Source organism: Pseudomonadota bacterium, from assembly GCA_039024915.1.
GTDB lineage: Bacteria > Pseudomonadota > Alphaproteobacteria > Rhizobiales > MH13 > MH13.
This window is the reverse complement of record JBCCPK010000003.1, coordinates 62,499-85,609: the sequence shown is the minus strand read 5'-3', so window position 1 is coordinate 85,609 and position 23,111 is coordinate 62,499. Positions and strand designations below refer to the sequence as shown.

21 protein-coding genes are annotated in these 23,111 nt (G+C 59.5%); 18 read left to right on the top strand and 3 right to left on the bottom strand.

Annotation, left to right across the window (positions count from 1 at the left end):
* Positions 1–66: 66 nt before the first annotated feature.
* Complete coding sequence (locus tag AAF739_06640; protein ID MEM6382336.1) at positions 67–1,155, top strand: HD domain-containing phosphohydrolase; 1,089 nt, start codon at positions 67–69, stop codon at positions 1,153–1,155.
* Positions 1,156–1,164: 9 nt separating this feature from the next.
* On the opposite strand, the gene xth is transcribed toward AAF739_06640, so the two are convergent.
* Together xth and AAF739_06630 are read right to left on the bottom strand one after the other, a co-directional pair.
* Positions 1,165–1,947 carry an exodeoxyribonuclease III gene (gene xth / locus AAF739_06635; GenBank protein ID MEM6382335.1) on the bottom strand — a complete coding sequence of 261 codons (783 nt, stop codon included), beginning with the start codon at positions 1,945–1,947 and terminating at the stop codon, positions 1,165–1,167.
* Between the two features lie 20 nt (positions 1,948–1,967).
* Positions 1,968–2,345 carry an iron-sulfur cluster assembly accessory protein gene (locus AAF739_06630; protein ID MEM6382334.1) on the bottom strand — a complete coding sequence of 126 codons (378 nt, stop codon included), beginning with the start codon at positions 2,343–2,345 and terminating at the stop codon, positions 1,968–1,970.
* 144 nt (positions 2,346–2,489) lie between these two features.
* Between AAF739_06630 and AAF739_06625 the strand changes: the two genes are divergently transcribed.
* The 14 genes from AAF739_06625 (at position 2,490) to AAF739_06560 (ending at position 18,923) form a co-directional block, all read left to right on the top strand.
* On the top strand, positions 2,490–3,752 hold the full coding sequence (locus AAF739_06625; GenBank protein MEM6382333.1) for a deoxyguanosinetriphosphate triphosphohydrolase: 1,263 nt from the start codon (positions 2,490–2,492) through the stop codon (positions 3,750–3,752).
* Between the two features lie 55 nt (positions 3,753–3,807).
* Positions 3,808–5,598 carry an arginine--tRNA ligase gene (gene argS / locus AAF739_06620; protein MEM6382332.1) on the top strand — a complete coding sequence of 597 codons (1,791 nt, stop codon included), beginning with the start codon at positions 3,808–3,810 and terminating at the stop codon, positions 5,596–5,598.
* A 109-nt stretch (positions 5,599–5,707) separates the two neighbouring features.
* Positions 5,708–7,978 carry an SPOR domain-containing protein gene (locus AAF739_06615; protein MEM6382331.1) on the top strand — a complete coding sequence of 757 codons (2,271 nt, stop codon included), beginning with the start codon at positions 5,708–5,710 and terminating at the stop codon, positions 7,976–7,978.
* Positions 7,979–8,013: 35 nt separating this feature from the next.
* Positions 8,014–9,123, top strand: a complete 1,110-nt coding sequence (nagZ, locus tag AAF739_06610; protein ID MEM6382330.1) for a beta-N-acetylhexosaminidase — start codon at positions 8,014–8,016, stop codon at positions 9,121–9,123.
* A gap of 179 nt (positions 9,124–9,302) precedes the next feature.
* Positions 9,303–10,169 (top strand): ScpA family protein, encoded by an 867-nt coding sequence (locus tag AAF739_06605; protein MEM6382329.1) that lies wholly within the window; start codon positions 9,303–9,305, stop codon positions 10,167–10,169.
* Positions 10,170–10,276: 107 nt separating this feature from the next.
* On the top strand, positions 10,277–10,972 hold the full coding sequence (gene scpB / locus AAF739_06600) for an SMC-Scp complex subunit ScpB (GenBank protein MEM6382328.1): 696 nt from the start codon (positions 10,277–10,279) through the stop codon (positions 10,970–10,972).
* Between the two features lie 3 nt (positions 10,973–10,975).
* Positions 10,976–12,061, top strand: a complete 1,086-nt coding sequence (locus AAF739_06595; protein MEM6382327.1) for an ABC transporter ATP-binding protein — start codon at positions 10,976–10,978, stop codon at positions 12,059–12,061.
* Positions 12,062–12,212: 151 nt separating this feature from the next.
* The gene (tatA, locus tag AAF739_06590) at positions 12,213–12,434 is read left to right on the top strand and encodes a twin-arginine translocase TatA/TatE family subunit (protein ID MEM6382326.1); all 222 of its coding nucleotides are present in this window, start codon (positions 12,213–12,215) and stop codon (positions 12,432–12,434) included.
* A 74-nt stretch (positions 12,435–12,508) separates the two neighbouring features.
* Complete coding sequence (tatB, locus tag AAF739_06585; GenBank protein ID MEM6382325.1) at positions 12,509–12,946, top strand: Sec-independent protein translocase protein TatB; 438 nt, start codon at positions 12,509–12,511, stop codon at positions 12,944–12,946.
* A 442-nt stretch (positions 12,947–13,388) separates the two neighbouring features.
* Positions 13,389–14,207, top strand: a complete 819-nt coding sequence (gene tatC, locus AAF739_06580; GenBank protein MEM6382324.1) for a twin-arginine translocase subunit TatC — start codon at positions 13,389–13,391, stop codon at positions 14,205–14,207.
* A 58-nt stretch (positions 14,208–14,265) separates the two neighbouring features.
* Positions 14,266–15,696, top strand: a complete 1,431-nt coding sequence (gene serS, locus AAF739_06575) for a serine--tRNA ligase (protein ID MEM6382323.1) — start codon at positions 14,266–14,268, stop codon at positions 15,694–15,696.
* Positions 15,696–16,472 (top strand): 5'/3'-nucleotidase SurE, encoded by a 777-nt coding sequence (gene surE / locus AAF739_06570; GenBank protein ID MEM6382322.1) that lies wholly within the window; start codon positions 15,696–15,698, stop codon positions 16,470–16,472. The genes serS and surE overlap by 1 nt, the downstream gene beginning before the upstream one ends.
* 9 nt (positions 16,473–16,481) lie before the next feature.
* Positions 16,482–17,129, top strand: a complete 648-nt coding sequence (locus AAF739_06565) for a protein-L-isoaspartate(D-aspartate) O-methyltransferase (protein MEM6382321.1) — start codon at positions 16,482–16,484, stop codon at positions 17,127–17,129.
* 111 nt (positions 17,130–17,240) lie between these two features.
* Positions 17,241–18,923: a LysM peptidoglycan-binding domain-containing protein gene (locus tag AAF739_06560; GenBank protein MEM6382320.1), complete on the top strand. Its 1,683-nt coding sequence runs from the start codon at positions 17,241–17,243 to the stop codon at positions 18,921–18,923.
* Here the strand turns inward: AAF739_06560 and AAF739_06555 are convergent.
* Entirely contained in the window at positions 18,909–19,775 is an 867-nt protein-coding gene (locus tag AAF739_06555; protein MEM6382319.1) for an ATP-binding protein, read from the bottom strand. The two genes, AAF739_06560 and AAF739_06555, sit on opposite strands and share 15 nt — an antisense overlap.
* Before the next feature lie 330 nt (positions 19,776–20,105).
* On the opposite strand from AAF739_06555, the gene yajC reads away from it, so the two are divergent.
* The 3 genes from yajC to secF are packed head-to-tail and all read left to right on the top strand — an operon-like array spanning position 20,106 to position 23,109.
* On the top strand, positions 20,106–20,456 hold the full coding sequence (gene yajC / locus AAF739_06550; GenBank protein ID MEM6382318.1) for a preprotein translocase subunit YajC: 351 nt from the start codon (positions 20,106–20,108) through the stop codon (positions 20,454–20,456).
* A 42-nt stretch (positions 20,457–20,498) separates the two neighbouring features.
* Positions 20,499–22,103 (top strand): protein translocase subunit SecD, encoded by a 1,605-nt coding sequence (gene secD, locus AAF739_06545; protein ID MEM6382317.1) that lies wholly within the window; start codon positions 20,499–20,501, stop codon positions 22,101–22,103.
* A 19-nt stretch (positions 22,104–22,122) separates the two neighbouring features.
* Positions 22,123–23,109, top strand: coding sequence for a protein translocase subunit SecF (gene secF, locus AAF739_06540; GenBank protein ID MEM6382316.1), 987 nt, complete (start codon positions 22,123–22,125; stop codon positions 23,107–23,109).
* Positions 23,110–23,111: the final 2 nt, after the last annotated feature.

Below are 23,111 nucleotides of genomic sequence, written 5' to 3'. Positions count from 1 at the left end.
GACTTAATAAACTCGTTACCCTGTTACTTTATCTATGACCGTCGGAGTTGGTGATGACGGTACACGATGAAAATTCTGGCTCTTACTGACGGCTCAGTCGAAGCAGTGAATGCGTTGGCAGCGTTCGACGGCGTCATGCCAGTCGACACGCATGTCCTCCCCAATCGCGTGCCGGCAGTCCTGCGCGATGCTGATATTGTGGTCATTGCACTGTCGTCGTTTCCGGCCAACTCGCTCAACAAAATGGTCGGGTGGCTACTGTCACAGCGCATCGAACAGATCCCCCGCATCCTGTGCTTGCCGGGTAAAGACCTGGCGCGGCTCGCCCATGAGCTGGGCGGCTCAAATACGACGGTGATCTCCATGCCCGTCGACCCCCAAGCCATGCTTGATGCGGTTCAGAGGCTCGACAAACGGTTTGTCAAATTGCTCGCCAAGCCCAGGCTCCCAGCAGCTAAGGCAGCGCAGTCCCTGTCGCGGACGTTTGGTGGCGTCTTCGGTAGCAAGGACGCCGATCCGATGAAGGTGATCGGCGCCGTTGAATCGGCGACTGACGATGTGACAACAGCGCTCGACAATGATGGTCTGGGCGCGTGGCTCGACTCCGTTGCGAACTACCATTCCTACACGGCCCGCCATTGCATGGCCGTTGCCGGCTTCGCCGCCCAATGGTCACGCGCGATGGGCGTGGAAGAAAGCGACCATCAGCTCTTCACACGGGGCGCTCTTCTGCACGATATCGGAAAAATGTCGGTGCCACTGACCATCCTCGACAAGCCGGGGCGACTGACGGACGAGGAATTTAAAGTCATCAAGTCACACCCGAACGAGAGCAAGCTCATTCTCGAGGCGACAACCGATGCCAACCCGCAGATTATTGAGCTTGCCTATCAACACCATGAGTTTCTCGATGGTTCCGGCTACCCGGAAGGTCTATCGGGCGACCAGATCAATGACATGGTGCGCTGTTTGACGATTATCGACATTTACAGTGCGCTGATCGATGCGCGCTCCTACAAAGCGTCCATGACGCCCGACGAGGCGTACGCTGAGCTTTGCACGATGAAAGGCAAGCTCGATCTTGATCTGGTTGGCGCCTTCCGCGTCGTCGTTGACGAGCACAAACAGCATCTCAAGCGCGACAAAGCCGCCTAGCAAGAAGCCTCAGAGCGAAAATTCGCCGATCACAGGCACATGATCCGACGGCTTCTCCCAACCGCGAACATGATCATCAATCCGCACGGAACTGAGCGTATCGGCCAATTCCGGTGACACCATGAGGTGATCAATCCGGATACCATGGTTTCTTTGCCAAGCGCCGCCCTGATAGTCCCAAAATGTGTAATGCTGCGCATCACTTACCGCGCGGACTGCATCGGTGTATCCGAGCGCTTCAAGTCGCCTGAGGGCCGCTCGGCTTTCGGGCTGATAGAGTGCGTCGTCCAGCCACGCTTTCTCTGAGTAGAGATCTCGTGCATCGGGTATGACGTTGTAATCGCCGGCGAAAACGATCGGCATTTCAACGTCGCGCGCCTGGCGCGCATAGCTGATTAACCGCTCCATCCATGCCAGTTTGTAGGGAAATTTTTCGGTGCCAAGTGGGTTACCGTTGGGCAGATACAGGCAGGCGACCCGAACCTTTCGCCCACTGCGCGCTGTTGCGGTGCCAACGATAAACCGGGCCTGCGGATCATCTTCGTCGCCGGGAAGACCCCGCTCGACGTCTTCGAGCGGGGTTTTGGACAGCAGGGCAACCCCGTTGAAGCCTTTCTGTCCGTGGGTTTCGACCGTGTAACCGAGAGCTTCAAGCTTGCCCCGCGGGAACGGCTCATCTTCCGACTTGATCTCTTGCAGGCAGGCCACGTCGGGCTCAGCCTCCTCCAGCCACGCGACGAGCGTGTCTATCCGTGCTTTTACGCCGTTAATGTTCCAAGTGGCGATTTGCACGAAGGGGTCTCAGGCCAAATTCAGATGGAAAAGCTTGTTCCGCAGCCGCACGACGCGGTCGCCTGCGGATTGCTGATCTCGAATGCAGCGCCCATCAACGAAACTTTGTAGTCGATGATGCTGCCGGCCAGATAGGGCTTGGAAATATCGTCAACGAGCACCTTTACGCGCTCATCGCCAAGCACCGTGTCGCCATCCATCATCTCCTTTACAAGCTCGTACTTGTACTGGAAGCCGGAGCAGCCTCCGCCCTCAACACTGACGCGCAGCATCGTTCCTTGGGGCTCGTCTTCAAGGAGCTTAGCCACCCGCGACAGCGCGGCGTCACTAACTGTGATGGCTTCCTCGCCTGCCACCGCTTCGGCAGCCAATGAATCAGGGTTTACAATCTGGTCCATGTTGCAAATCCTATGCGAAAATCTGTTTGCAAGCCAGCTTTTTGGCAATCGCGACCGCTCACAGGTAAGCATAGCATACGCCAGGATCAATTCCGCTGCCTTACCTTCTCGACCGGATCAACTGATCAAAATGGATACAGGCGCATGACCGGCATGAGCTTTGGCGGCCAGCTTCCGCATCTCGCGGCATCTGCGCTCGGCCGCTTCGATCGCAGCCATCCCGAGGCAGAGAGCCCTAAACGCAGCCCTTTTCGGCGCGATCGCGACAGGATCGTCCACGCGTCTGCGTTCCGGCGACTGGCCCACAAGACTCAGGTCTTCAGCTATCCCGAGGGCGATCATTACCGCACGCGGCTGACCCATACGATCGAAGTTGCACAGATCGCTCGATCTGTGTCGCGTAACCTTGGTCTCGATACTGACCTCACCGAAGCGCTCGCGCTTGCCCATGATCTTGGCCACACGCCGTTTGGGCATACCGGTGAAGACGCGCTTGCCGCCTGTATGGCGCCCTATGGCGGGTTTGAGCACAACGCGCAGACTTTGCGGATCGTCTCCAAGCTTGAGCAGCGTTACGCAGCCTTCGATGGACTTAACCTAACACATGAGACCCTTGACGGGGTCATAAAACACAACGGCCCAATCCTCATCCATGATGGCAGCGACGCGTACGCGGGAGAAACGGTCACTATGCCCTTCGCCTTAAAAGCTTTTTTGGATGAAAACCCATCCATCGCTTCTGCCATGGAGTTGACTCACCATGCGAGCTTGGAGGCTCAGGTTGCAGCCTTGTCAGACGACATTGCGTACACCGCTCACGATATCGACGATGGCGTGCGCGCCGGCCTGTTTGCATTGGAAGATTTGCTGCACATCGGTCTGGTGCGCGAGATCATGCTGTCGCTCGACGCCGAGCACCCCGGCCTGCCGCCATCGCGCCGTATGGGCGAATTCACCCGACGACTGATAACCCGGTTGATCGACGCCTTCGAACAGTCAATCCGCTCGCGCCTAGAGGCAGCATCGATCACAACTGCGCGGGCTGTTCTGACCGCTGATGAGCCAATTGCCGTGTTACCTGCATCGGTAGCTGAAGACCTGTGGTTGTGTAAGGCCTTCTTGTTCAAGGCGATGTATCGCCATGAGACGATTGTCGAGCTTCGCGACGAGGCGGACAGGGTTGTACGCGAGCTGTTCGGGCATTTCATGGCGTCTCCTGCTAAGCTGCCGTCAGATTGGCAATTGGCGTCATCAACGACTGTGCCCAATGAAGTGGAACACGCGCGTCAAGTATGCGACTTCATCGCGGGCATGACGGACCGGTTTGCCCTCTCGCTCCACGCGCAGGCGTTTGACGACACGCCTGACCTGCGATACGGCGCTGCGCTATCCCGCCAATCCACCTAAGTGATCGCATCGCCATCGGCCTTGTGCGCCCTCAAACCTGCCGAGATCGCTATTCATGTCGCAGCCAACCTATGATCTGTTTGCCGACTACCGGACCAGAATTCTTACCGCACTTGATGCGAGTGGTTTGCTGGACGGGCACGATCGCGATGCGTTGCCGCTTGGCGCGATTGTGGCGGAATTGCCGCGAGACCCATCGCATGGTGATTTGGCGACCAACGCCGCGATGGTTTTAGCGAAGCCTCTCAAGCAGAACCCACGCGCTATCGCCGAAGCTCTTTCGACCGCGTTGAGCGCGGATGGCGCAATACAGTCGGCGGAAGTTGCGGGCCCCGGGTTCATCAATTTACGCCTTGAGCAAACGGCATGGCAGGGTGCGCTCGGGCGGATCCTCGCCGAAGGCAAAAAGTTTGGCGCCGATAGTCTTGGGACGGCCGAGAGCTTGCCGAAAACCAACGTTGAATATGTCTCTGCCAATCCAACGGGTCCGATGCATGTCGGCCATTGTCGCGGCGCGGTCGTTGGAGACGCGTTGGCGAAAATTCTCGCCTTCGCGGGATATCCGGTGACCCGTGAGTACTACATCAACGATGCCGGGGGGCAGGTTGATACGCTCGCCCGGTCCGCCTTTCTTCGCTACCGGGAAGCGTTGGGCGAAGAGATTGGTGAGATACCGGCGGGCCTGTACCCAGGTGATTATCTGGTTGCGGTTGGCCAGCAGCTCGCTCGCGAACATGGCGACGCGCTCTTGGTTCAAGAGGAATCCGATTGGCTTCCAATGGTGCGCAGGGTTGCGATTGACGCCATGATGGAGATGATCCGCGGCGACCTCGGCGCTTTGAACGTCCATCACGATGTCTTTTTCTCCGAAGCAAGCTTGCAGTCCGGAGCTTCTGGAGACCGTGTGGCGCAAGCCATTGACGCGCTTTCGAGCCGCGGGCTGCTCTATGAGGGCAGGCTTGAGAAGCCGAAAGGGGAGGCGGCCGACGACTGGGAAGATCGCGAACAGACCTTGTTCCGCTCATCGCAATTTGGTGATGATACCGACCGAGCACTTTTGAAGTCAGACGGCAGCTACACGTACTTTGCGTCAGACATCGCCTATCACTATGATAAATATCTGCGTGGATATACCAATCAAATCAATATCTTCGGCGCTGATCACGGTGGCTACGTCAAACGTCTGAAAGCTGCCGTAACCGCCATGAGCGGCGGCAAAGCTTCGCTGGATATCCGTCTGTGCCAGCTTGTTAAGCTCTACCGGGCCGGCGAGCCCGTCCGAATGTCCAAGCGGTCCGGCGATTTCGTGACCTTGCGCGAGGTGGTTGACGAGGTCGGGGTCGACGCCGTTCGTTTCATGATGCTCTACCGCAAGAGTGACGCGCCGATCGACTTCGATTTTGAGAAGGTTACCGAGCAGTCCAAGGACAACCCTGTCTTCTATGTCCAGTATGCCCATGCCCGGTGTGCCTCGGTTTTTCGCCAGGCAGCCGAGCAGATGCCCGGTCGTGATCTCTCGGACGCAGCGCTTCAAAACGCCGATCTTTCGAAGCTGTTACATCCCGGGGAGTTTGGTCTGATCCGTACTCTTTCTGCGTTTCCTAAAACAATCGCATCGGCCGCTACGCAGTGCGAGCCACATAGGCTTGCGTTCTATCTGCACGATCTCGCAAGCGACCTTCACAGCCACTGGAACCGCGGAAAGGGGGAGGAGGGCTTACGATTTGTTAACCCTAACGATTCACCTTCGACCGTGGCGCGGCTTGCGTTGGTTCGCGCCGTAATGACCACGTTGGGGCAAGGTTTGGCAGTTCTGGGCGTTGGTGCACCTGAACATATGCGTTAAGGCAAAGCCCTGAGGCATTGGAACGCCTAGCAAATTAGGCGCAATGTTTGCCTCATTCCCGCCATCTGGCTGGGCAACGTATAAAGCTTAGTAAACGAAGGCATAGGCGATGGCTCAGTCTGGCGACGATTATCCGCCTAAGGCGAAACAAGCCGGCGAAACCGATTCGAGTGGTGCTGGAACAGTTGATCCGCTTGACGAACTAGCGCGGCTTATGGGCGCCGCGGGTCTCGAGCCGCCGCGGGGGTCCCAGCGCGCCCAAACCCCGGACAAGCCCTTGAGCAATGATGACGCGCTGCTGCCACGCGATCTTCGATCAAGCCGTGAACTGACCGATGATCAACTCATCGAAGATGCGCTCGCCGATGGCGATATCCTCGCGTCTGAACTTGATCTATCGGAGTTTGACCTGCAGCCAGGCCCCGGGGACGACCCGCTTGCCGACACTGACGAACTGCTGGCGGATCTGAACTTCTCGGATCTGCTGACACCGAGTGCAGAACCATCTGCGCCGGTCCCGCCCGCCGAACCCGCACTCACGCCGCCAGCTGCGCCTGCCCCGCCGGCCCCACAGGCTGCACCGGCTGTGCCTGCGCAAACAGCTGCGCCGTCGCCGTCGGTCGAGCCGACCCATACTCCACCGGTTGAGGCAGCTGCGCCGGCCGCTGCTGTATCCGAGCTGAGCTTGACGCCAGACGAGCCTGATCCCGTGCGACCTCAGCAATCGGTCGATGAGGAAGCGCTCCTCGCCGCGTTAGATGAGTTTTCCGTCGATGACGACGTGACGCCGACCGTCACTGCGTCAACGTCACCGGATGTCGGAGCAGCAGCGGAACCCTTTGAGGACCGCGCCGGAGAGCCCCCACTTACGGCCAACATGGCTGCCGCTGCCTTGGGCGGTGTCGCCGGAACTGCTGCGCTGTCCGGTCGTTCTCCGGAGACGTCGAACGATCCTTTGTCCATGGATGCTCCCATGGCGGACCTCGCCAGTGATCCGGATTTTGATCCCGGTGCGCCGCCGCTGGCGCCCCGGCCGAACGATCCTCAAACAGCGGAGCCTTTCGAGGACAACCTGCTAGAGGAATATGATCAGCCGGAACCAAAAAAGAACCGCAGCACAGTTTTTACTCTAGCCGCACTTGGCGTGCTCGCTCTTGGGGGCGCCGTTGCGTATGGGGTGCTGTCGGGCGGCTCAGCGGAAGGCGAAGCACCGCAGTTGATCGCTGCCGATGACGCGGAAATCAAGGTTGAACAAACCGACGATACTGCTGATCAGCCCGCACAACCAGGCGACGCGGTCTTCAGCGCGCTGGATGAACAGGGCGGTCCTGCAGACGATGACAATCCGCGCATTGTTCTGCCAGCCCCTGGCGCAGAATCGCTCACCTCCCAGGTCACCCCTGTCGGTCCAGCCGAGGACATCGCCCCCGCACCACCGGGCTCAACGGCGAGCCGGCCAGTACGGACTGTCACCGTGCTGGCTGATGGTACGGTTGTAGACGTTGCTGAGGAGGCGACCGAAACCGTTGGCGAAACTGCAGAGAATGCACCATCTGAGCTTGCAGCTGCGCTCGAAGACGTTGCGGGCGTTGCCCAACAGACCGCCGAACAGACCGTTCAAAACGCGGTAGACGAGACGAACACTGCGGTCGAAGCAGTTACCTCGGAGGTCCTCAGCACCAGAGCGGTCGAGACCATCGCAGTGGGCCCAAATAGCGGTCCGCAGATCGATCCAGCCGCGCTGCAGCAGGTTACGCCCCAGACGGAGGTTGCAACTGTTCCAGAACTGGGACCACCGGCGGGCGGTACCCCGTCAATTCGCCCGCCAGCCCCAACACCAAGGCCAAGTGCGTTGGGTACCGGGCTTGCGGCTGCACCCGTTACACCGGCGCCTGCGGTGCCAGCACCATCTGTCGATGTCGCTTCAACGACGCCTTCGGCACCAACCGCTCCGGCAACGCCAAGTGTCGCCCAAACGCCAAGTCCTGCCCAACCGCCAAGCCCTGTCCAGCTGACCACGCCGCAAAACGCCCCGCTGCCAGCGCAAACAGATCAATCCGCAGTGGTGCCCCCGAGCCAGACCGCTGCGCCCGCACAAACGGCCTCGACGCAAACGGCTACCGTCGCTCCGGCCGGCGATTGGGTCGTTCAGCTCGCAAGCTTGCGATCCGAAGAACAGGCATCGTCAACGTTCAGCTCCCTGCAAGGTCGTTTCGGAAGCATTTTGTCGGGGTATTCGCCCGATATCCAAAGGGTTGATCTTGGTGACCGAGGTATCTTCCACCGCTTGCGCATAGGTCCCATGGACCGGGCATCGGCGAACAGCCTGTGTCAGCGTTACCAGTCTGCTGGCGGAGAATGCTTCGTTCAGCGGCGCTGACTACATGCCCCTGACAGTGTTGAGAACGCCTCGATATGGCAACCCGCGCAACAGCTGATCCAGCACCTGGGCGGCTTGACCTGCCGATATTTGGGACCCGCGCTTTGATCTGCGGGCTTGCCGGTCGTCGGCTGAGCGGGTTCGAACGTGATTATCTTCGAACCGTCCGACCGTGGGGCGTGATCCTGTTTGCGCGCAACGTGGCAAGTCCAAACCAGGTCCGGGAGCTTACGGCGGGCGTCCGTGACGAATTGGGCTGGCATGCGCCAATCTTGGTCGATCAGGAAGGCGGGCGGGTCCAGCGGTTGAAGCCGCCGCACTGGCGACGCTACCCTTCCGCGGGACGGTTCGGCGCGATGGAAGTCGCTGCGGAAGGTCGAGGCGTTGAGGCGGCGCAGATCGCAGCCTGGATGATTGCTGATGATCTGCTGTCGGTCGGCATCGACGTCAACTGTGCGCCGGTGCTGGATTTGCGGCTACCGGGAAGCACCAACGCCATTGGCAATCGCGCCTATCACGGCTTGCCTGAGGTCGTGATCAAGCTGGCGCGCGCAGTGCACGATGCCTATTTGGAGTCCGGTGTCGTTCCAGTCATCAAGCACATGCCTGGCCATGGTCGCGCGCGCGACGACAGCCACATGCGTTTACCGCGAATTCGGGCCACGAAGTCGACGCTCGCGCTGACCGATTTCAGCCCGTTTCGCGCCCTGCAAGATGCGCCAATGGGGATGACGGGGCACCTGCTGTTCGATGCGATCGACAGCGAAACGCCCGCCACATTGTCCAAACCGGTTATCGACTACGTGCGGCACACCATGAAATTCAACGGCCTCTTGCTGACCGATGATTTGTCGATGGGTGCGCTTTCAGGTTCGATCAATGAGCGTGCCAAGGCTGCAATAGCGGCCGGTTGCGACATCGTTCTGCACTGCAATGGCAGCCAATCTGAAATGGACGCCATTGTGGAGAGCGTGCCAGAACTCACCGGCACCTCGGCGGAACGAGCGGCCCGCGCTCTGGCGCGACGTGGGCGGCAGTCGATTGACCGGGCAGCACTTGATAGTCGATTGGAAGCGTTGCTGGCTGATTTTTCCGGCAGCGACGATGACGGCATAGTAGATCCCACGAAGACCACCCACGCGTAGCCCTTTCTGCCGCAAAAGCAGGGGATGAGCGGCAACAATACCTGCGCCTTGGGAGTTGGCCGTTTTCACACCCCGCCGAGCGTGGTAGCAGCACACATACGCTTAAACCGCATGCGTCCACTGTCTGGTCTTGAGAGTGATCGCTTGCCTGCGACCCACAAGCACAACGCCGGATCATTATGTCTGACGTCATTGACTTTGCATCCAGTGCGGCAGCCCGCAGGGCGGCTGCGGTCTCCGCAGAGCCCGCGGAAAGCGACCTGGCGCCCGATTCCTTCATTGTGGATATCACCGGCTTTGAGGGGCCGATAGATTTGCTGCTGGCGATGGCGCGCACGCAAAAGGTCGATTTGAGCAATCTGTCGATTGTTGCGCTCGTCGATCAGTATGCGGAGTTTATCGAACAAGCGCGAGCAGGGCGACTTGAGCTGGCTGCCGATTACCTCGTCATGGCGGCGTGGCTCGCTTATCTGAAATCACGGTTGTTGCTTCCTGATCCCCCCGATGACGACGAACCTGATCCGCAGGAGATGGCAGAGGCGTTGGCGCTGCGCCTTCGTAAGCTCGATGCGGTCCGCACAGCGTCCCAGAAACTGTGGCGGCAGCCACAAAAACAGCTGCATATCTTTCCAACGGGTAATGATCGGCCAATAGGCGTGCCCGGTGATCCCACTTGGACCGCAGAACTGTTTGATCTGCTGAACGCTTATGCGCAAATCCAGACCCGTCACCTTGATCGAACAATTACCATCGCCCGGCGAGAGGTTTGGTCCTTGGCCGATGCGCGTGCACTCGTGGAACGCGCGCTTGGCAGCCTTGCCGAATGGACACCGTTCGACGTGGTACTGGCTGCCCAAGCCGCGCTTCAGCGCGGTTCATCGGCGCGGGCTCGTCGCGGGGGCATGAAGGCGGCTGCTTTTGCAGCAAGCCTAGAGTTGGCGCGCGAGGGCCAGGTTGAGTTGCGCCAAGACGCGCCTTTGCGGGCGCTCTTCGTTCGAGCCCGCGCCGAAACAGGTGATCAGTCGACAGACGGTGGTGCATCATGAGCGCGCCGTCTCGCAACGTTGGTGGCGATCGATCGCAAGAACTGCCTTTGGGCGATTTGCCCCAAGGCGATGGGCCCGAACAGGAAAGCAACCCGCCAACGCCGGATATGGCGCCTGAGGAGGCTGTCAGGGTCGTCGAGGCACTGCTGTTTTCAAGCGATGCGCCGATCACGGCCAAGCAGCTGGCAACCTACGTTGGCGATACGACCGTCTCTACGGCAATTGAGGCGCTGGAGAGTAAGTATGACGGCGGCGTCCGGCTGATACGTCTTGCAGGTGGGTACGCTCTTCGCACCGCTCCCGATCTTGATTGGCTTTTCGAAGCCCAAGCGCGCGAGCCGCGCAAGCTCAGCCGGGCTGCACTCGAGACACTTGCGATCATCGCTTACCACCAACCCGTCACCCGTGCCGAAATCGAGGATATCCGAGGCGTTGCAGCTTCTAAGGGAACGCTCGACGTCTTGCTCGAGGCCGGTTGGGTGCGCATGCGTGGCCGTCGTCGTACGCCTGGTCGGCCGGTCACCTACGGCACGACCCCGGATTTCCTGGACCACTTTACCCTCGACAGTATCGGTGACTTGCCGGGCCTTGAGGAACTCAGAGGTGCTGGCCTGCTCGAGACTGTTCCGGACCCCAATTCGCCGATCCTCCCGGGGCTTTCTGGCGCTGAAAAGCCGGACGAAGACCCCATGGATGAAGCCGATGAGCAAGCGGAGCGCGCATCGATGGCGCTATGGCCCTCGGATGAAGACGGCGACAGCGAGGCGAATGAGCCTGGCCCGGCGCGGGGCGAGGACGCTTAGGCGATGCACGGCCAAAGCGGGTTGGAGCAGCCCGAAAGCAGAGTTGCGTCCAAGGTCGAGATCGACGGCGTCGTCCACTATTTCGGTAAGAAGTCCGCTGTTCGCGGTGTCTCACTGACAGTTGAACAAGGTGAGATCGTTTGCCTGCTCGGTCATTCGGGATGCGGCAAAACCACTTTGCTTCGCATTCTAGCGGGAACCGAGCGGCCACAATCGGGCACTATCCGCCTCGATCAGAAAGTGGTCGTCGCTGACGATACATTTGTCCCGCCTGAAAAGCGCGAAGTTGGCCTGATGTTTCAGGATTTCGCCCTGTTTCCGCATTTGACGGTTCTCGATAACGTTCGCTTCGGGCTTTCACGGCTCACGCCAGCCGAAGCAAATCGCGAAGCCCGAGAGGCTCTCGAAAGGGTCGGTCTTGCGCAAACGGCCAACGATCATCCGCATATGTTGTCAGGCGGCATGCAGCAGCGTGTCGCACTCGCTCGCGCCATCGTGCCCAAGCCACGCATCATCTTGATGGACGAGCCGTTTTCGGGTCTCGATCGCCGGACACGTGACCGCGTCCGAGACGAAACGCTCGGAATTCTTCGTGAGCTAGGAACGACAACACTTGTTGTCACTCATGATCCCGATGAAGCGCTGCGCATCGCTGACCGCATCGTGCTTATGCGTGACGGTCGGATCGTCCAGGATGGCTCCGCGCGCGACTTTTACAACCAACCGGTTGACGCGTTCGCTGCCCGTTTCTTTCACGAACTCAACGAATTCGACGCTGTCGCAAAGGGCGGAAAGGCGCACACGCCCCTTGGCGAAATCGACGCCAAGGCACACGCGGATGGGACACAGCTTTTGGTTGGCATTCGTCATTCTGCGGTGGAGCTTAGTGATGCTGACGAGCAGTCCAACGGACCGCGTGCCACGGTGACCGCGGTTCAGTTTTTAGGTGAGATTGATCTCGTTCGCCTCATGTTTGAGGGCTTGGACCGACCGGTTTTTGCACGCTCGGCGGACATCGATCGACACAAGCCCGGTGATAAGGTGGGCATTCGCGTTCACCCAGAAGGCGCAATGGTCTTCCAAAACTAGGCGCCGACGCTTACATACACAGATGAGAAAGCAAGGCCGCGTGTAGACAAGCCGGGTGTCGTGCTGTTTGGCTTTATGACGAAGAGGTGGCGACAAGCCGTTCGCTGCCATTTGCGCGCCCATCGGGTTAGGCGTGCCAAAGGAGAGACTGATGGTTCCAGGTTGGATGCAAATTTTGCTGGTGGTCCTGCTGATTGTCCTACTGTTTGGACGCGGCAAGATTTCCGAGTTCATGGGCGACCTCGCCAAAGGCATCAAGAGCTTCAAGACGGGGCTTGCCGATGATGAGAAGGACGAGGGGCGGACGATAGAGCATACCGCCGAGGAGACGGTGTCTCCCAGCAAGACCGCCGAAGAGTCCAAGCAAGGCTAACCAGCCCTACCGCTTGTTCGGCCGAACGGGCTGCGTTTGTCGCGGTCTGGAGCGACCGTTGAACGAGGACGCGCATGTTCGATATTGGTGGCGTGGAGCTCTTGGTGGTTGCGGCGATCGCGATCCTCGTGGTCGGTCCACGCGAGCTCCCGGGAATGTTGCGAGCGGTGGGCCGCTTTGTCCGACAGGCGCGTTCGATGACCAGTCAGGTCCAACGCCAGTTCAATGATGCGCTGAAAGAAGCTGAGCTTGATGATGTGCGACAGACAATCAACGATGTGCGCTCGCTTAACCCGGCCACCAAAATCAAACAGACTATCGCCAAGGAAATGCGCCCGCTCACCGATGTTGGAAACACGGTGAAGGAAGCGGTTGATACAGCCCAGACAAGCGCGTCGGCCGCTACGCGCTCTCAGACGGCTGCTCCTAAGCCGAGCAAAACAGCATCGGTAAAGTCCAAAGCTGCGTCCAAGGCGCAAGCTGAGGGAGAGCAAAGCGTAGCCGATGGCTGAGAAAGCCGATCCAAACCAGGGCAACGGGGAACAGGAGACGAGCGGCGAGAGCGCGGCTGCGGACAAACCTCGCCGCCAGCCCGCTGCGCGCAAGCCATCTGGCAGGAAGCCCGCGGCCACTAAGCCCGCATCTAAGAAACCTGCGGCCAAAAAGCCTTCTGCCAAAAAGCCTTCCGCCAAAAAAGCGTCAGAGGGCAAAGCATCAACCAAGAAGGCTCCCAGCCGAAGTGCCGCCACCACCAAAAAGCCATCCACGAGGCGGACCACCACGAAGGCGGCATCGTCGTCTGCCACCACGGGTGAAGCATCCTCTGCGGGCAATGAGCTGCCCAACAAAACGGTGGGCAAGCCTGCGCCCATTGATGAACCATTGTCGCTGACGCCGGCTTCCGCTGCCGCAGGCTCGACCTTGCCGCCTGAAGACGATCCGTTCGAGGATGATCTGGAAGAGGATGAAGTCGAAAAATCTCGGGCGCCGCTGATTGAGCATCTGATCGAACTGCGCCAGCGGCTGTTTTTTGCCGTCATCGCGCTCGGTGTGGCGTTCATCGGCTGCTATTTCATCGCCGATCAGATCTTCAACATTCTGCTTGTCCCCTTCGACCGAGCCCAGGATGAGGCTTCCGATCTCGAACTCATCTTCACCGCGCCGCAGGAGTATTTCTTCACGCAGCTGCGGATCGCCTTGTTCGGCGCGCTCTTCATCGCTTTCCCTGTGATCGCAAGCCAGATCTATATGTTCATGGCGCCGGGCCTCTACAAACATGAACGCGGGGCATTCATCCCCTATCTTGTTGCGACACCGATCCTGTTCGTGGTCGGGGCGGCGCTTGTCTATTTCGTCGTTATGCCGCTCGCGCTGAACTTCTTTCTTTCGTTTGAGCAACAAGGGGGTGATGGACAGGCGTCCATTCAGCTCATGGCGCGGACGAGCGAATATCTCAGCTTGATCATGACCCTCATCTTTGCGTTTGGTCTGGTGTTCCAGTTGCCGATCGTGTTGACGCTCCTGGGCCGCATGGGCGTGGTGACCGCTGATGGCCTGGCCAAGAAGCGCAAGTACGCCATTGTCGGCACCTTTTTGGCCGCCGCCTTCCTGACGCCGCCCGATCCTATAAGTCAGGTGGGTCTTGCGGTGCCAACTCTGCTTCTTTACGAGGCGAGCATCTGGTGCGTGCGACTCGTTGAAAAGCGCCGGGCCGAAGAACGGGCCGAGCTCGACAACGATGATCCTGACGAGGCTCAACAAGCGTCCTCATAAGGCGGAGCATTCCTGCGGCCTGCACCAGTTCGCGTAACCGCCTCCCGGATTTTCTTGCATGCTTGATATTCGCCTCATTCGTCACGATCCGGACGCACTTGATCAAGCTCTGCGAAGCCGCGGCGAGGGACCCGCGTCAGCCCAGATTCTGGCGCTTGATGACGCCCGCCGCGAGCATCTTCAGAGGCTGCAAGATGCGCAGAATGCGCGCAATGTGGCATCCAAGGCGATTGGCAAGGCAAAGGCTACCGGCGACGAGGCCGAGGCACAGCGGCTTATCGATGAGGTCGCCAAGCATAAGGCCTTCATTCAGGCCGGTGAAGACACCGAGCGTGAACTGACCGAAAAGCTCAATGCGGCGCTGGCGCGTCTGCCCAACGCGCCACTGCCGGATGTCCCTGTTGGTGCGGATGAAGACGACAATGTCGTAGTCCGCACGTCTGGCAGCAAGCGCTCACTGGAGTTCCAAGCCAAGGAGCATTTCGAAATCGGCGAGGCGATGGGCCTGATGGATTTCGAGACAGCGGCCAAGCTCGCAGGCTCCCGCTTCTGCGTCATGAAGGGAGCATTGGCAAAGCTCGAACGGGCCTTGGGGCAGTTCATGCTGGACACGCACACCCGGCAGAACGGTTACACCGAAGTTGCGCCGCCGCTGCTTGTGCGCGATGAAGCGATGTTTGGCACCGGGCAGTTGCCGAAATTTGCTGATGATTTGTTTATTGGCGCCGATATCCCCGGACGTGGCGAAAAAGCTCGCGATGCCCTCGACTTATTCTGGACCGATGCCCACACCGAAGACCTGATGGCAAAGCGAAAGTCGGCCGCGGACCTTTTCGAGGAGGTTCTCGAGAACGCTCCTACGACTGAGCAGTACTGGATGATCCCAACTGCCGAAGTTCCGCTGACCAACCTTGTCAGGGAGGAAATCCTCCACGCGGAAACACTTCCTTTGCGGGTGGCCGCGCTAACGCCGTGTTTCCGAGCGGAAGCCGGCTCCGCTGGGCGCGATACCAAAGGCTATTTGCGCCAGCACCAGTTCAACAAGGTTGAGATGGTGTCGATCACCCACCCAACGGAAAGCGAAGCGGAACTCGAGCGTATGACCGCTTGCGCGGAGAAGGTTCTTGCCGATCTCGGGCTGCACACCCGCACGGTTGTGCTGTGTACCGGCGACATGGGATTTGGTGCCCGAAAGACCTATGACATCGAGGTTTGGCTTCCCGGGCAGGGACGGTATCGCGAAGTATCGAGCTGCTCGGTCTGCGGTGATTTTCAGGCAAGGCGCATGAACGCACGTTTCCGGGACGAAGACGGCAAACCTCAATTTGTGCACACGCTCAACGGATCCGGCGTTGCAACGGGCCGCGCGCTGATCGCCGTGATGGAAACCTATCAAACCGCTGAAGGCGGCATCACGGTGCCCGAAGCGCTGCTGCCCTACATGGGCGGGACCACAGCGATACAGCCTGATGGCACCGAGGTGGTATGATGCGCATTTTGGTCACAAATGATGATGGTATCCATGCCCCCGGCCTGCAGCATCTCGAGCGGGTCGCGGAGAAAGTAGGGGCGGAAGTGTGGACGGTTGCCCCGGAAACCGATCAATCGGGAGTTGCCCACTCCATGTCACTCAATGATCCTCTGCGCCTGCGACAGTTGGATGATCGTCGCTTCGCGGTGCGCGGGACGCCGACCGATTGTGTGCTTATGGCTGTACGCCATGTCATGCCTGAGCGACCTGACTTGTTGCTGTCTGGGATCAATCGGGGCCAGAATCTTGCAGAGGACATAACCTATTCCGGCACCGTCGCAGCCGCAATCGAAGGCACAATCTTGGGTGTGAAATCCATCGCCCTTTCGCAGGCCTATTCCTTCGCATCTCGTTCGCAGCCACCATTTGAGACCGCCGAAGCCCTTGCTCCGGACCTAATCGAGAAGCTCGCCTCGTTGGAGTTGCCCAAGCAGAGCCTGCTTAACATCAACTTCCCCGACCGTACGCCGGACGCAGTTGAAGGGGTTCGCGTCACCCAACAGGGCCGCCGGAACATCGATTTTCTCACCATTGACGCGCGCAACGATGGACGCCGCAATCCTTATTACTGGTTGACCTATACAGGTGAGATGCCACAGCCCGATGCCGGCTCCGACCTGGAGACGGTGCGTGCGGGCTACATCTCGATCACTCCATTGTCGATCGATATGACTGATGCCGCCAGTTTGGGTGCCGTCGAGAGTGCCTTGGGCATGCAGGGCAATTCATCGTGAGCCAGGGCCGTGGATGAGGAAACCGTCCGCCGCGCAAATCTCGTCCTGAGTCTGCGCTCGACCGGTGTGACGAGCCGATCCATCCTCAACGCCTTCGAGACTACCCCACGCCATGCCTTCGCCCCTAAGACCTACGCCGATGATGCCTATGCTGACCGGTTGATCCCAATAGGCTGCGGACAGACCATGGAAGCGCCGACGGTGCTGGCGCGCTTGCTGGTGAGCGCCGACATTTCACCGGACAGCACTGTTCTCGAAATTGGCGCGGGCTCTGGCTACCTCACCGCCCTGTTGTCCCGGTTGTGCAGGCGGGTCATCGCGCTTGAGAGATTCCGGCAATTGGCTGAGACCGCGCGCACAAACCTCTCCCAGCAGGGTATTGAGCGGGCTGAGGTGATCTTGACCGATGGCTCTGCCGGTTGGCCGCCAGCCGGCCCTTACGGCGCGATCATTGTCACCGCAGCGGTCGAGCGTTTGCCGCAGATGTGGTTTGAGCAGATCACTCCAGGTGCGCGGTTGATCGTACCCTTCGGCAAGGCAGACCAGCCGCAGAAGTGGCTGTGTTTTGTGAACACGCCCGAGGGATTGAAGTCCCCCGAAGTCATCGGATCGACCTTCGCGGCACCCCTTACACCGGGTCTGGCCCGCACGCTTTAGCGGCCGCTACTTCTCGCCTTCGCGCACACATTTTCGAGCCAGCTTAAGCCTTCGGAAAGATTAATGGTGTTTTGCTGCAAACCATCGGTTTGTGTGTTGTGAGTAAGTGTAATGCGTACCTGTTTCGCCGGTCAGCCGCGTTTTGCGGTGGCGCGCCTCGGTCTGGTTTCAGCGGCCGCGCTGGTGTTGTCCGCCTGTTCATCTGACTCGAACCGTTTGAGTTTCTTCGGCGTGGATAGCGATCCCGCACCAGCCATGGTGCAAGCTCAGCCCGTACATCCGGTGCAGGTTGGTCAGCCAATGCCGCCTGTCAGGTCTGCTACGCAGCCCGCCACACAGCCTGCTTTGGTGCAGCCTTCGACCCAACCACTCGCAGCTCCAACCGGTTACACACCGCCGAACACACAAGCCCCGGGTTATGGCGTGGTAACCGGCACCACGGCGCCGTCCCAAGCTCCATTCCGGACAACACCTCAGCCGCTTCCGCAGCCCGTGACTCAACAGGTTGCCCAGGCACCGCAGACGGCACGCGGCGTCTTTCCGCCGGCGATGGTCGGCGCCCAGCCGTCTCAGCCTGTGCAGCAGCCAGCGCCGTTGCCGCAACCACAGACCTTCGCCGCACCTCAGCCAATAACGAGCCAGCCTCAGCCGCTTGTTCCGCAAGCGGTTTCCGCACCGGCAACACTTCCCGCTCCAACCACACTACCGCAGGCTTCAACACCCCAAACGGTGCAACCCACCCATGGAAGACCCGCCGGTTGGTCGACCGTCGGTGGTACGCGGGTTCAGGTGGGCGCCGGTGAGACCCTGTTCTCGATCTCACGACGCTACGGCGTTCCGGTGGCTGCGATCCAACAGGCCAACGGTTTGCAGGACGCAAGCGTGGTTCGTGCGGGGCAGACTATCATCATCCCGACCTACTCGATGGCTGCAACGCCCGCGCAGGCCCCGCAGACGGCGGCCCAGCCGGTTCAGCGCACGGCATCGGTTCCCAGACCCACTCCAAGGCCGACATCGGCAGCGCGAGCGAGCACCCAGCAAACGGCTCCCCAGACGGTGGCCACAAGCGGTGTCCACACGGTTGTGTCGGGCGATACAGCCTTCAACATTGCGCGTCGCTACGGGATGACCGTTTCACAACTTGCAAGCGCCAACGGCCTATCCGATCCCGGTGCGATCCGTATTGGTCAGCGGTTGAATGTGCGCGGCGGTGCGGCAGCCCAGCAGGTCGCTTCCACTGCACCAACATTGCCGGTCGTGTCGCAAACGGCAACTGCGCCCCGCGTGACGCGAACGCCCGCGCAGGAGGTTGCCGCCCGAAGCTACACGCCCCCACAACCACCAGCTCAAGCCGAGCCCGAGGTCGCAAGCCGCCAAACACCGGCTGCCGAACCAGCCCAAGCAACCGAGAGCCCGCTTCAGTTCCGCTGGCCGATCCGTGGACGCGTTGTCTCTGGTTTCGGCACCCAGGTGAACGGTGCCCGCAATGATGGCATCAACATCGCTGTGCCCGAAGGGGCGTCGATCCGTGCGGCTGAAGATGGCGAGGTTGTTTATGCTGGAAACGAGTTGCGCGGCTTCGGAAACTTGGTCTTAGTCCAGCATCGTGGCGGCTATGTTACAGCCTACGCCCACAACAGCCGGATCATGGTCAGCCGAGGCGATCGTGTCAGCCGCGGCGAGATTATCGCGCGGGCAGGGGCAACGGGTGATGTCGATACCCCTCAATTGCACTTCGAGATTCGCCGCGGCACAACGCCGGTCGATCCAGCACCTTATCTACCGCAGGGCTAAACCAGCACGGCCAGCAGCGTCCTGAATGAACTGCCAGGCCACGCGTCCGGAGCGCGCTCCACGCGTGGTTGCCCATTCCAGCGCTTGTGCGTGATAGTCGGATGCTGAACCGGGCAGTTCGAAGTGGCCATGATAGGCGTCGATCATCGCGAGATATTCGTCTTGCGAGCATTTGTGGAACCCCAACCAGAGCCCGAACCGGTCGGACAGAGACACCTTTTCTTCCACCGCATCGCCTGGATTGATCGCCGTTGCGCGCTCATTGTCCATCATGTCGCGAGGCAGCAAATGCCTGCGGTTGGACGTTGCGTAGAAAAGCACGTTTTCAGGCCGGCCCTCGATCCCGCCTTCAAGCGCGACTTTCAGCGACTTGTAGGTTGTTTCGCCGGGGTCGAACGACAGGTCATCGCAAAAGAGGATTACCCGGTTCGGTAAGCCTCGCAGCATCGACAAGAGTGCGGGCAGGCTGGCGATGTCTTCGCGATGAATTTCGATCAGTTTCAGCGCTGTTTGTGTATCGCGACCCTCGTTGATGGAGGCGTGAACAGCTTTGACCAAGGACGACTTTCCTTGCCCACGTGCGCCCCAAAGAAGGGCATTGTTGGCAGCGAGCCCTCGTGCAAATCGCTCGGTGTTATCCACCAACGTATCGCGCGAGCGGTTGATACCCTTCAGTAAGCTGAGCGGAAGGGCGTTGACGCTTTCGACGGGCGTAAGCGTGTTCGATTCGGCCTGCCATACAAACGCGTTCGCCGCAGACAGGTTGATCTGCCGGTCCACAGATGGCGATAGACGATCAAGCGCGTCGGCAACGCGCTCCAAAAGGCCTTCAATCCGCAACAAATCGCTCATGGCCGTACTTTTGCGATGAAACCTGCATCAGGGGCGCGCATCACACTTGTGGGCGCTTCAACAAACCCGTAATCGACAAAGCGCCTTTAAACCGCTTGATGGTTTGGTGCCAAGGCCTCTGCGTGATGCATTGGTACGGCACGCACAAAACGCAATAGTGTTAGCGGTGTCTGGTTTGAAGTCCGTCAGCCCGCTTGCATCACCTGCGTTTGAGGGCCACATAACGGCGGAACGGCTGCACCCCATGCAGCCCGATCCCTAGGTTGTAAGTACGGTTGAAGCGGGGCTTCCGATAACGGAGTTTGCGTCTTCGACCACAAGGAGAAGTTGATGTTGGTAACCCCCGCCTATGCACAAGCCGCTGGTGCCGCCGGTGGAGGTAGTCTGGTCATGTCCATTCTGCCGTTCATCCTGATCTTCGTCATCATGTGGTTTTTGATCATTCGGCCACAGCGCCAGCAGATGAAGCGGCATCGCGAGATGATTGCCAATGTGCGGCGCAACGACACCATCGTCACTTCGGGCGGACTGATCGGAAAAGTCACCAAAGTCATGGACGATGCCGCCAACGAGATCGAAGTGCAGCTCGCCGACGGCGTGAAAGTTCGTCTGGTGCGCTCCATGATACAGGACGTGCGCACCAAAGCCGAACCGGTTGCGGCAAACGACAAAGGCAAATAGGGCAGCCCTCCATCCTCTTTCTGCGCTTCGCTCAAGGCCACCATGCTCTACTTTAAACCCTGGAAAATCGCTCTCATCATCGCATTCGCGGTTCTGTCTGTCGCGTTTGCGTTGCCCAACGCGTTTGATAGCGAGCAAGTCGATGGCTGGCCCGACTTCTTACCAAAACGGCAGATCGTCCTGGGCCTTGATCTGCAAGGTGGCGCGCATCTGCTGCTGCAGGTTGAGCGCGATAGTTTGGTGGAAGATCGCATAGAAGCCCTGCGCGATGATGTTCGCCGTACACTGCGCACCGAGCGGATTGGTTACACAGGTCTGGGGGCGCAAGGCGAAACCGTCCAGTTACGCATCCGCGATCTGGACCGACTTGATGAGGCTGAAACGCTGCTGACGGGCCTGTCGGTTCCCATCAATCCGCTTCAGCTTGGTGGCCAGGCCCCGGACGTCGCTGTGGACGTCGCGACCGATGGGCTGGCGCGCCTGACGCTCACTGAAGATGGGATTGATGCGCGTTTGGCGCAAGCGGTGGAACAATCGATCGAGGTTATCCGCCGCCGTATCGACCAGCTTGGCACGACGGAGCCAACGATCCAGCGAGAAGGTCAAGACCGTGTTCTGGTTCAGGTGCCCGGGCTGGGCGATCCACAAAGGCTGAAGGACATTCTGGGTCAGACAGCCGCGCTTTCGTTCCACCTTTTAAGCGATGAGATGAGCCCGCAACAGGCGGTCCAAAGTCGAGCGCCAGCGGGCACCCGGCTTTTGTATTCGGTCGATGATCCGCCGATACCCTATTTGGTGCAGTCTCGGGCGCTGATAACGGGCGATCAGTTGGCCGACGCGCAGCCGGGCTTTGACCAGCAAACGCAGGAGGCCATCGTCTCTTTCCGTTTCAACACCTCAGGCGCGACGACTTTCGGACAAGCGACGACCGAAAACGTCGGGCGGCCTTTCGCGATTGTCCTGGATGATGAGGTGATCTCGGCCCCCGTTATTCGGGAGCCCATTCTGGGTGGTTCGGGCCAGATTTCGGGGAACTTTACGCCCGAGCTGGCCAACGATTTAGCCATCCTACTGCGCGCGGGGGCGTTGCCGGCTGAGTTAACGATCGTTGAAGAGCGAACTGTGGGGCCGGGCCTTGGTGCCGACTCAATCGCCGCAGGCGAGATCGCCGGTGTCATTGGCGCCATTGGCGTCTTGCTGTTTATGGGCTTGTCTTACGGCCTTTTCGGGTTGTTCGCCAACGTTGCCTTGTTTGTGAATATCTCGCTCATTATCGCGGCTTTATCCGTCCTCGGTGCCACTTTGACGTTGCCGGGCATCGCAGGGATCGTGCTCACGGTCGGTATGGCAGTCGATTCAAACGTGCTCATTTTCGAACGCATTCGTGAAGAGGTTCGCCGGGGCCGCAAGACCATTATGGCCATTGATGTCGGCTTCCGCGAAGCGCTTCGCACCATTCTCGATGCGAACATCACCACTCTCATAGCTGCCGTCATTCTGTTTCAGCTAGGGTCTGGCCCGGTGCGTGGCTTTGCCGTCACGTTGGCGATCGGTATCGTAACGACTGTTTTTACCGCATACACCATGACCCGTCTGATGATCGCCCTGTGGGTTAAGTCACGCCGTCCAAAGGCTCTGCCGATCTAGCGGCGGCGAGGAGATACGTATGTCGTTTGCGCTCATCAAGTTGCTTCCTGCAGAGCCAAAGCTGCGCTTTATGGCCTACCGCAACTGGGCCTTTCCCTTCTCCATCGTTATGATGGTGGTATCTCTGGGCGTCTTTAGTTTCCTTGGGCTCAATCTGGGTATCGATTTCCGTGGCGGCACCGTCATTGAAATCCGTACAACGGACGGGCCAGCAGATGTTGGCGGAATACGCACCCAGCTCAACCAGCTCCAGTTTGGCGACGTCGAGGTTCAAAGCTTCGGCAACGAAACCGATGTGCTCATCCGCATTGAGCAGCAACCTGGTGGCGATCAGGCGCAGCAGGCCGTTGTCAACACGGTCCGAGCGGAGTTGGGCGAAGAGGGCATCGAATATCGCCGCTTTGAAGTGGTCGGACCGCGCGTTTCGGGCGAACTGGCCATCGCTGGGATCACCGCAGTTCTGGCTGCGCTTTGTGCGATCCTGATTTACATTTGGGTGCGTTTCGAGTGGCAGTTCGCCATAGGAGCGATCATAGCCACCGTCCACGATGTGATCCTGACCCTCGGGCTGTTTGCGGTGACGGGGCTGGAGTTCAACCTGTCGTCCATCGCCGCGATCCTGACGATTGTAGGCTATTCGTTGAATGACACCGTGGTCGTCTACGACCGTGTGCGAGAAAATCTCCGGCGGTACAAGAAGATGGCGATCGACGATCTTATTGATCTGTCCGTCAACTCGATGCTGTCGCGTACGATCATGACCTCGGTCACGACCCTCATCGCGTTGGGTTCACTGTTTATTTTTGGTGGCGAGATCATTCGATCCTTCACTGCGGCGATGATTTGGGGTGTGCTGGTCGGTACCTATTCCTCGATCTTCGTCGCTGGTCCTGTGCTCATCTTCCTCAAGCTCAGGCCGTCGTCAGACGACAAGCCTGAGGCGCCCAAAGGTGCAAAGCGCGCCACGGTCGATAGCGAAGACCCCAATGCCGGTGCGGTGGTGTAGGC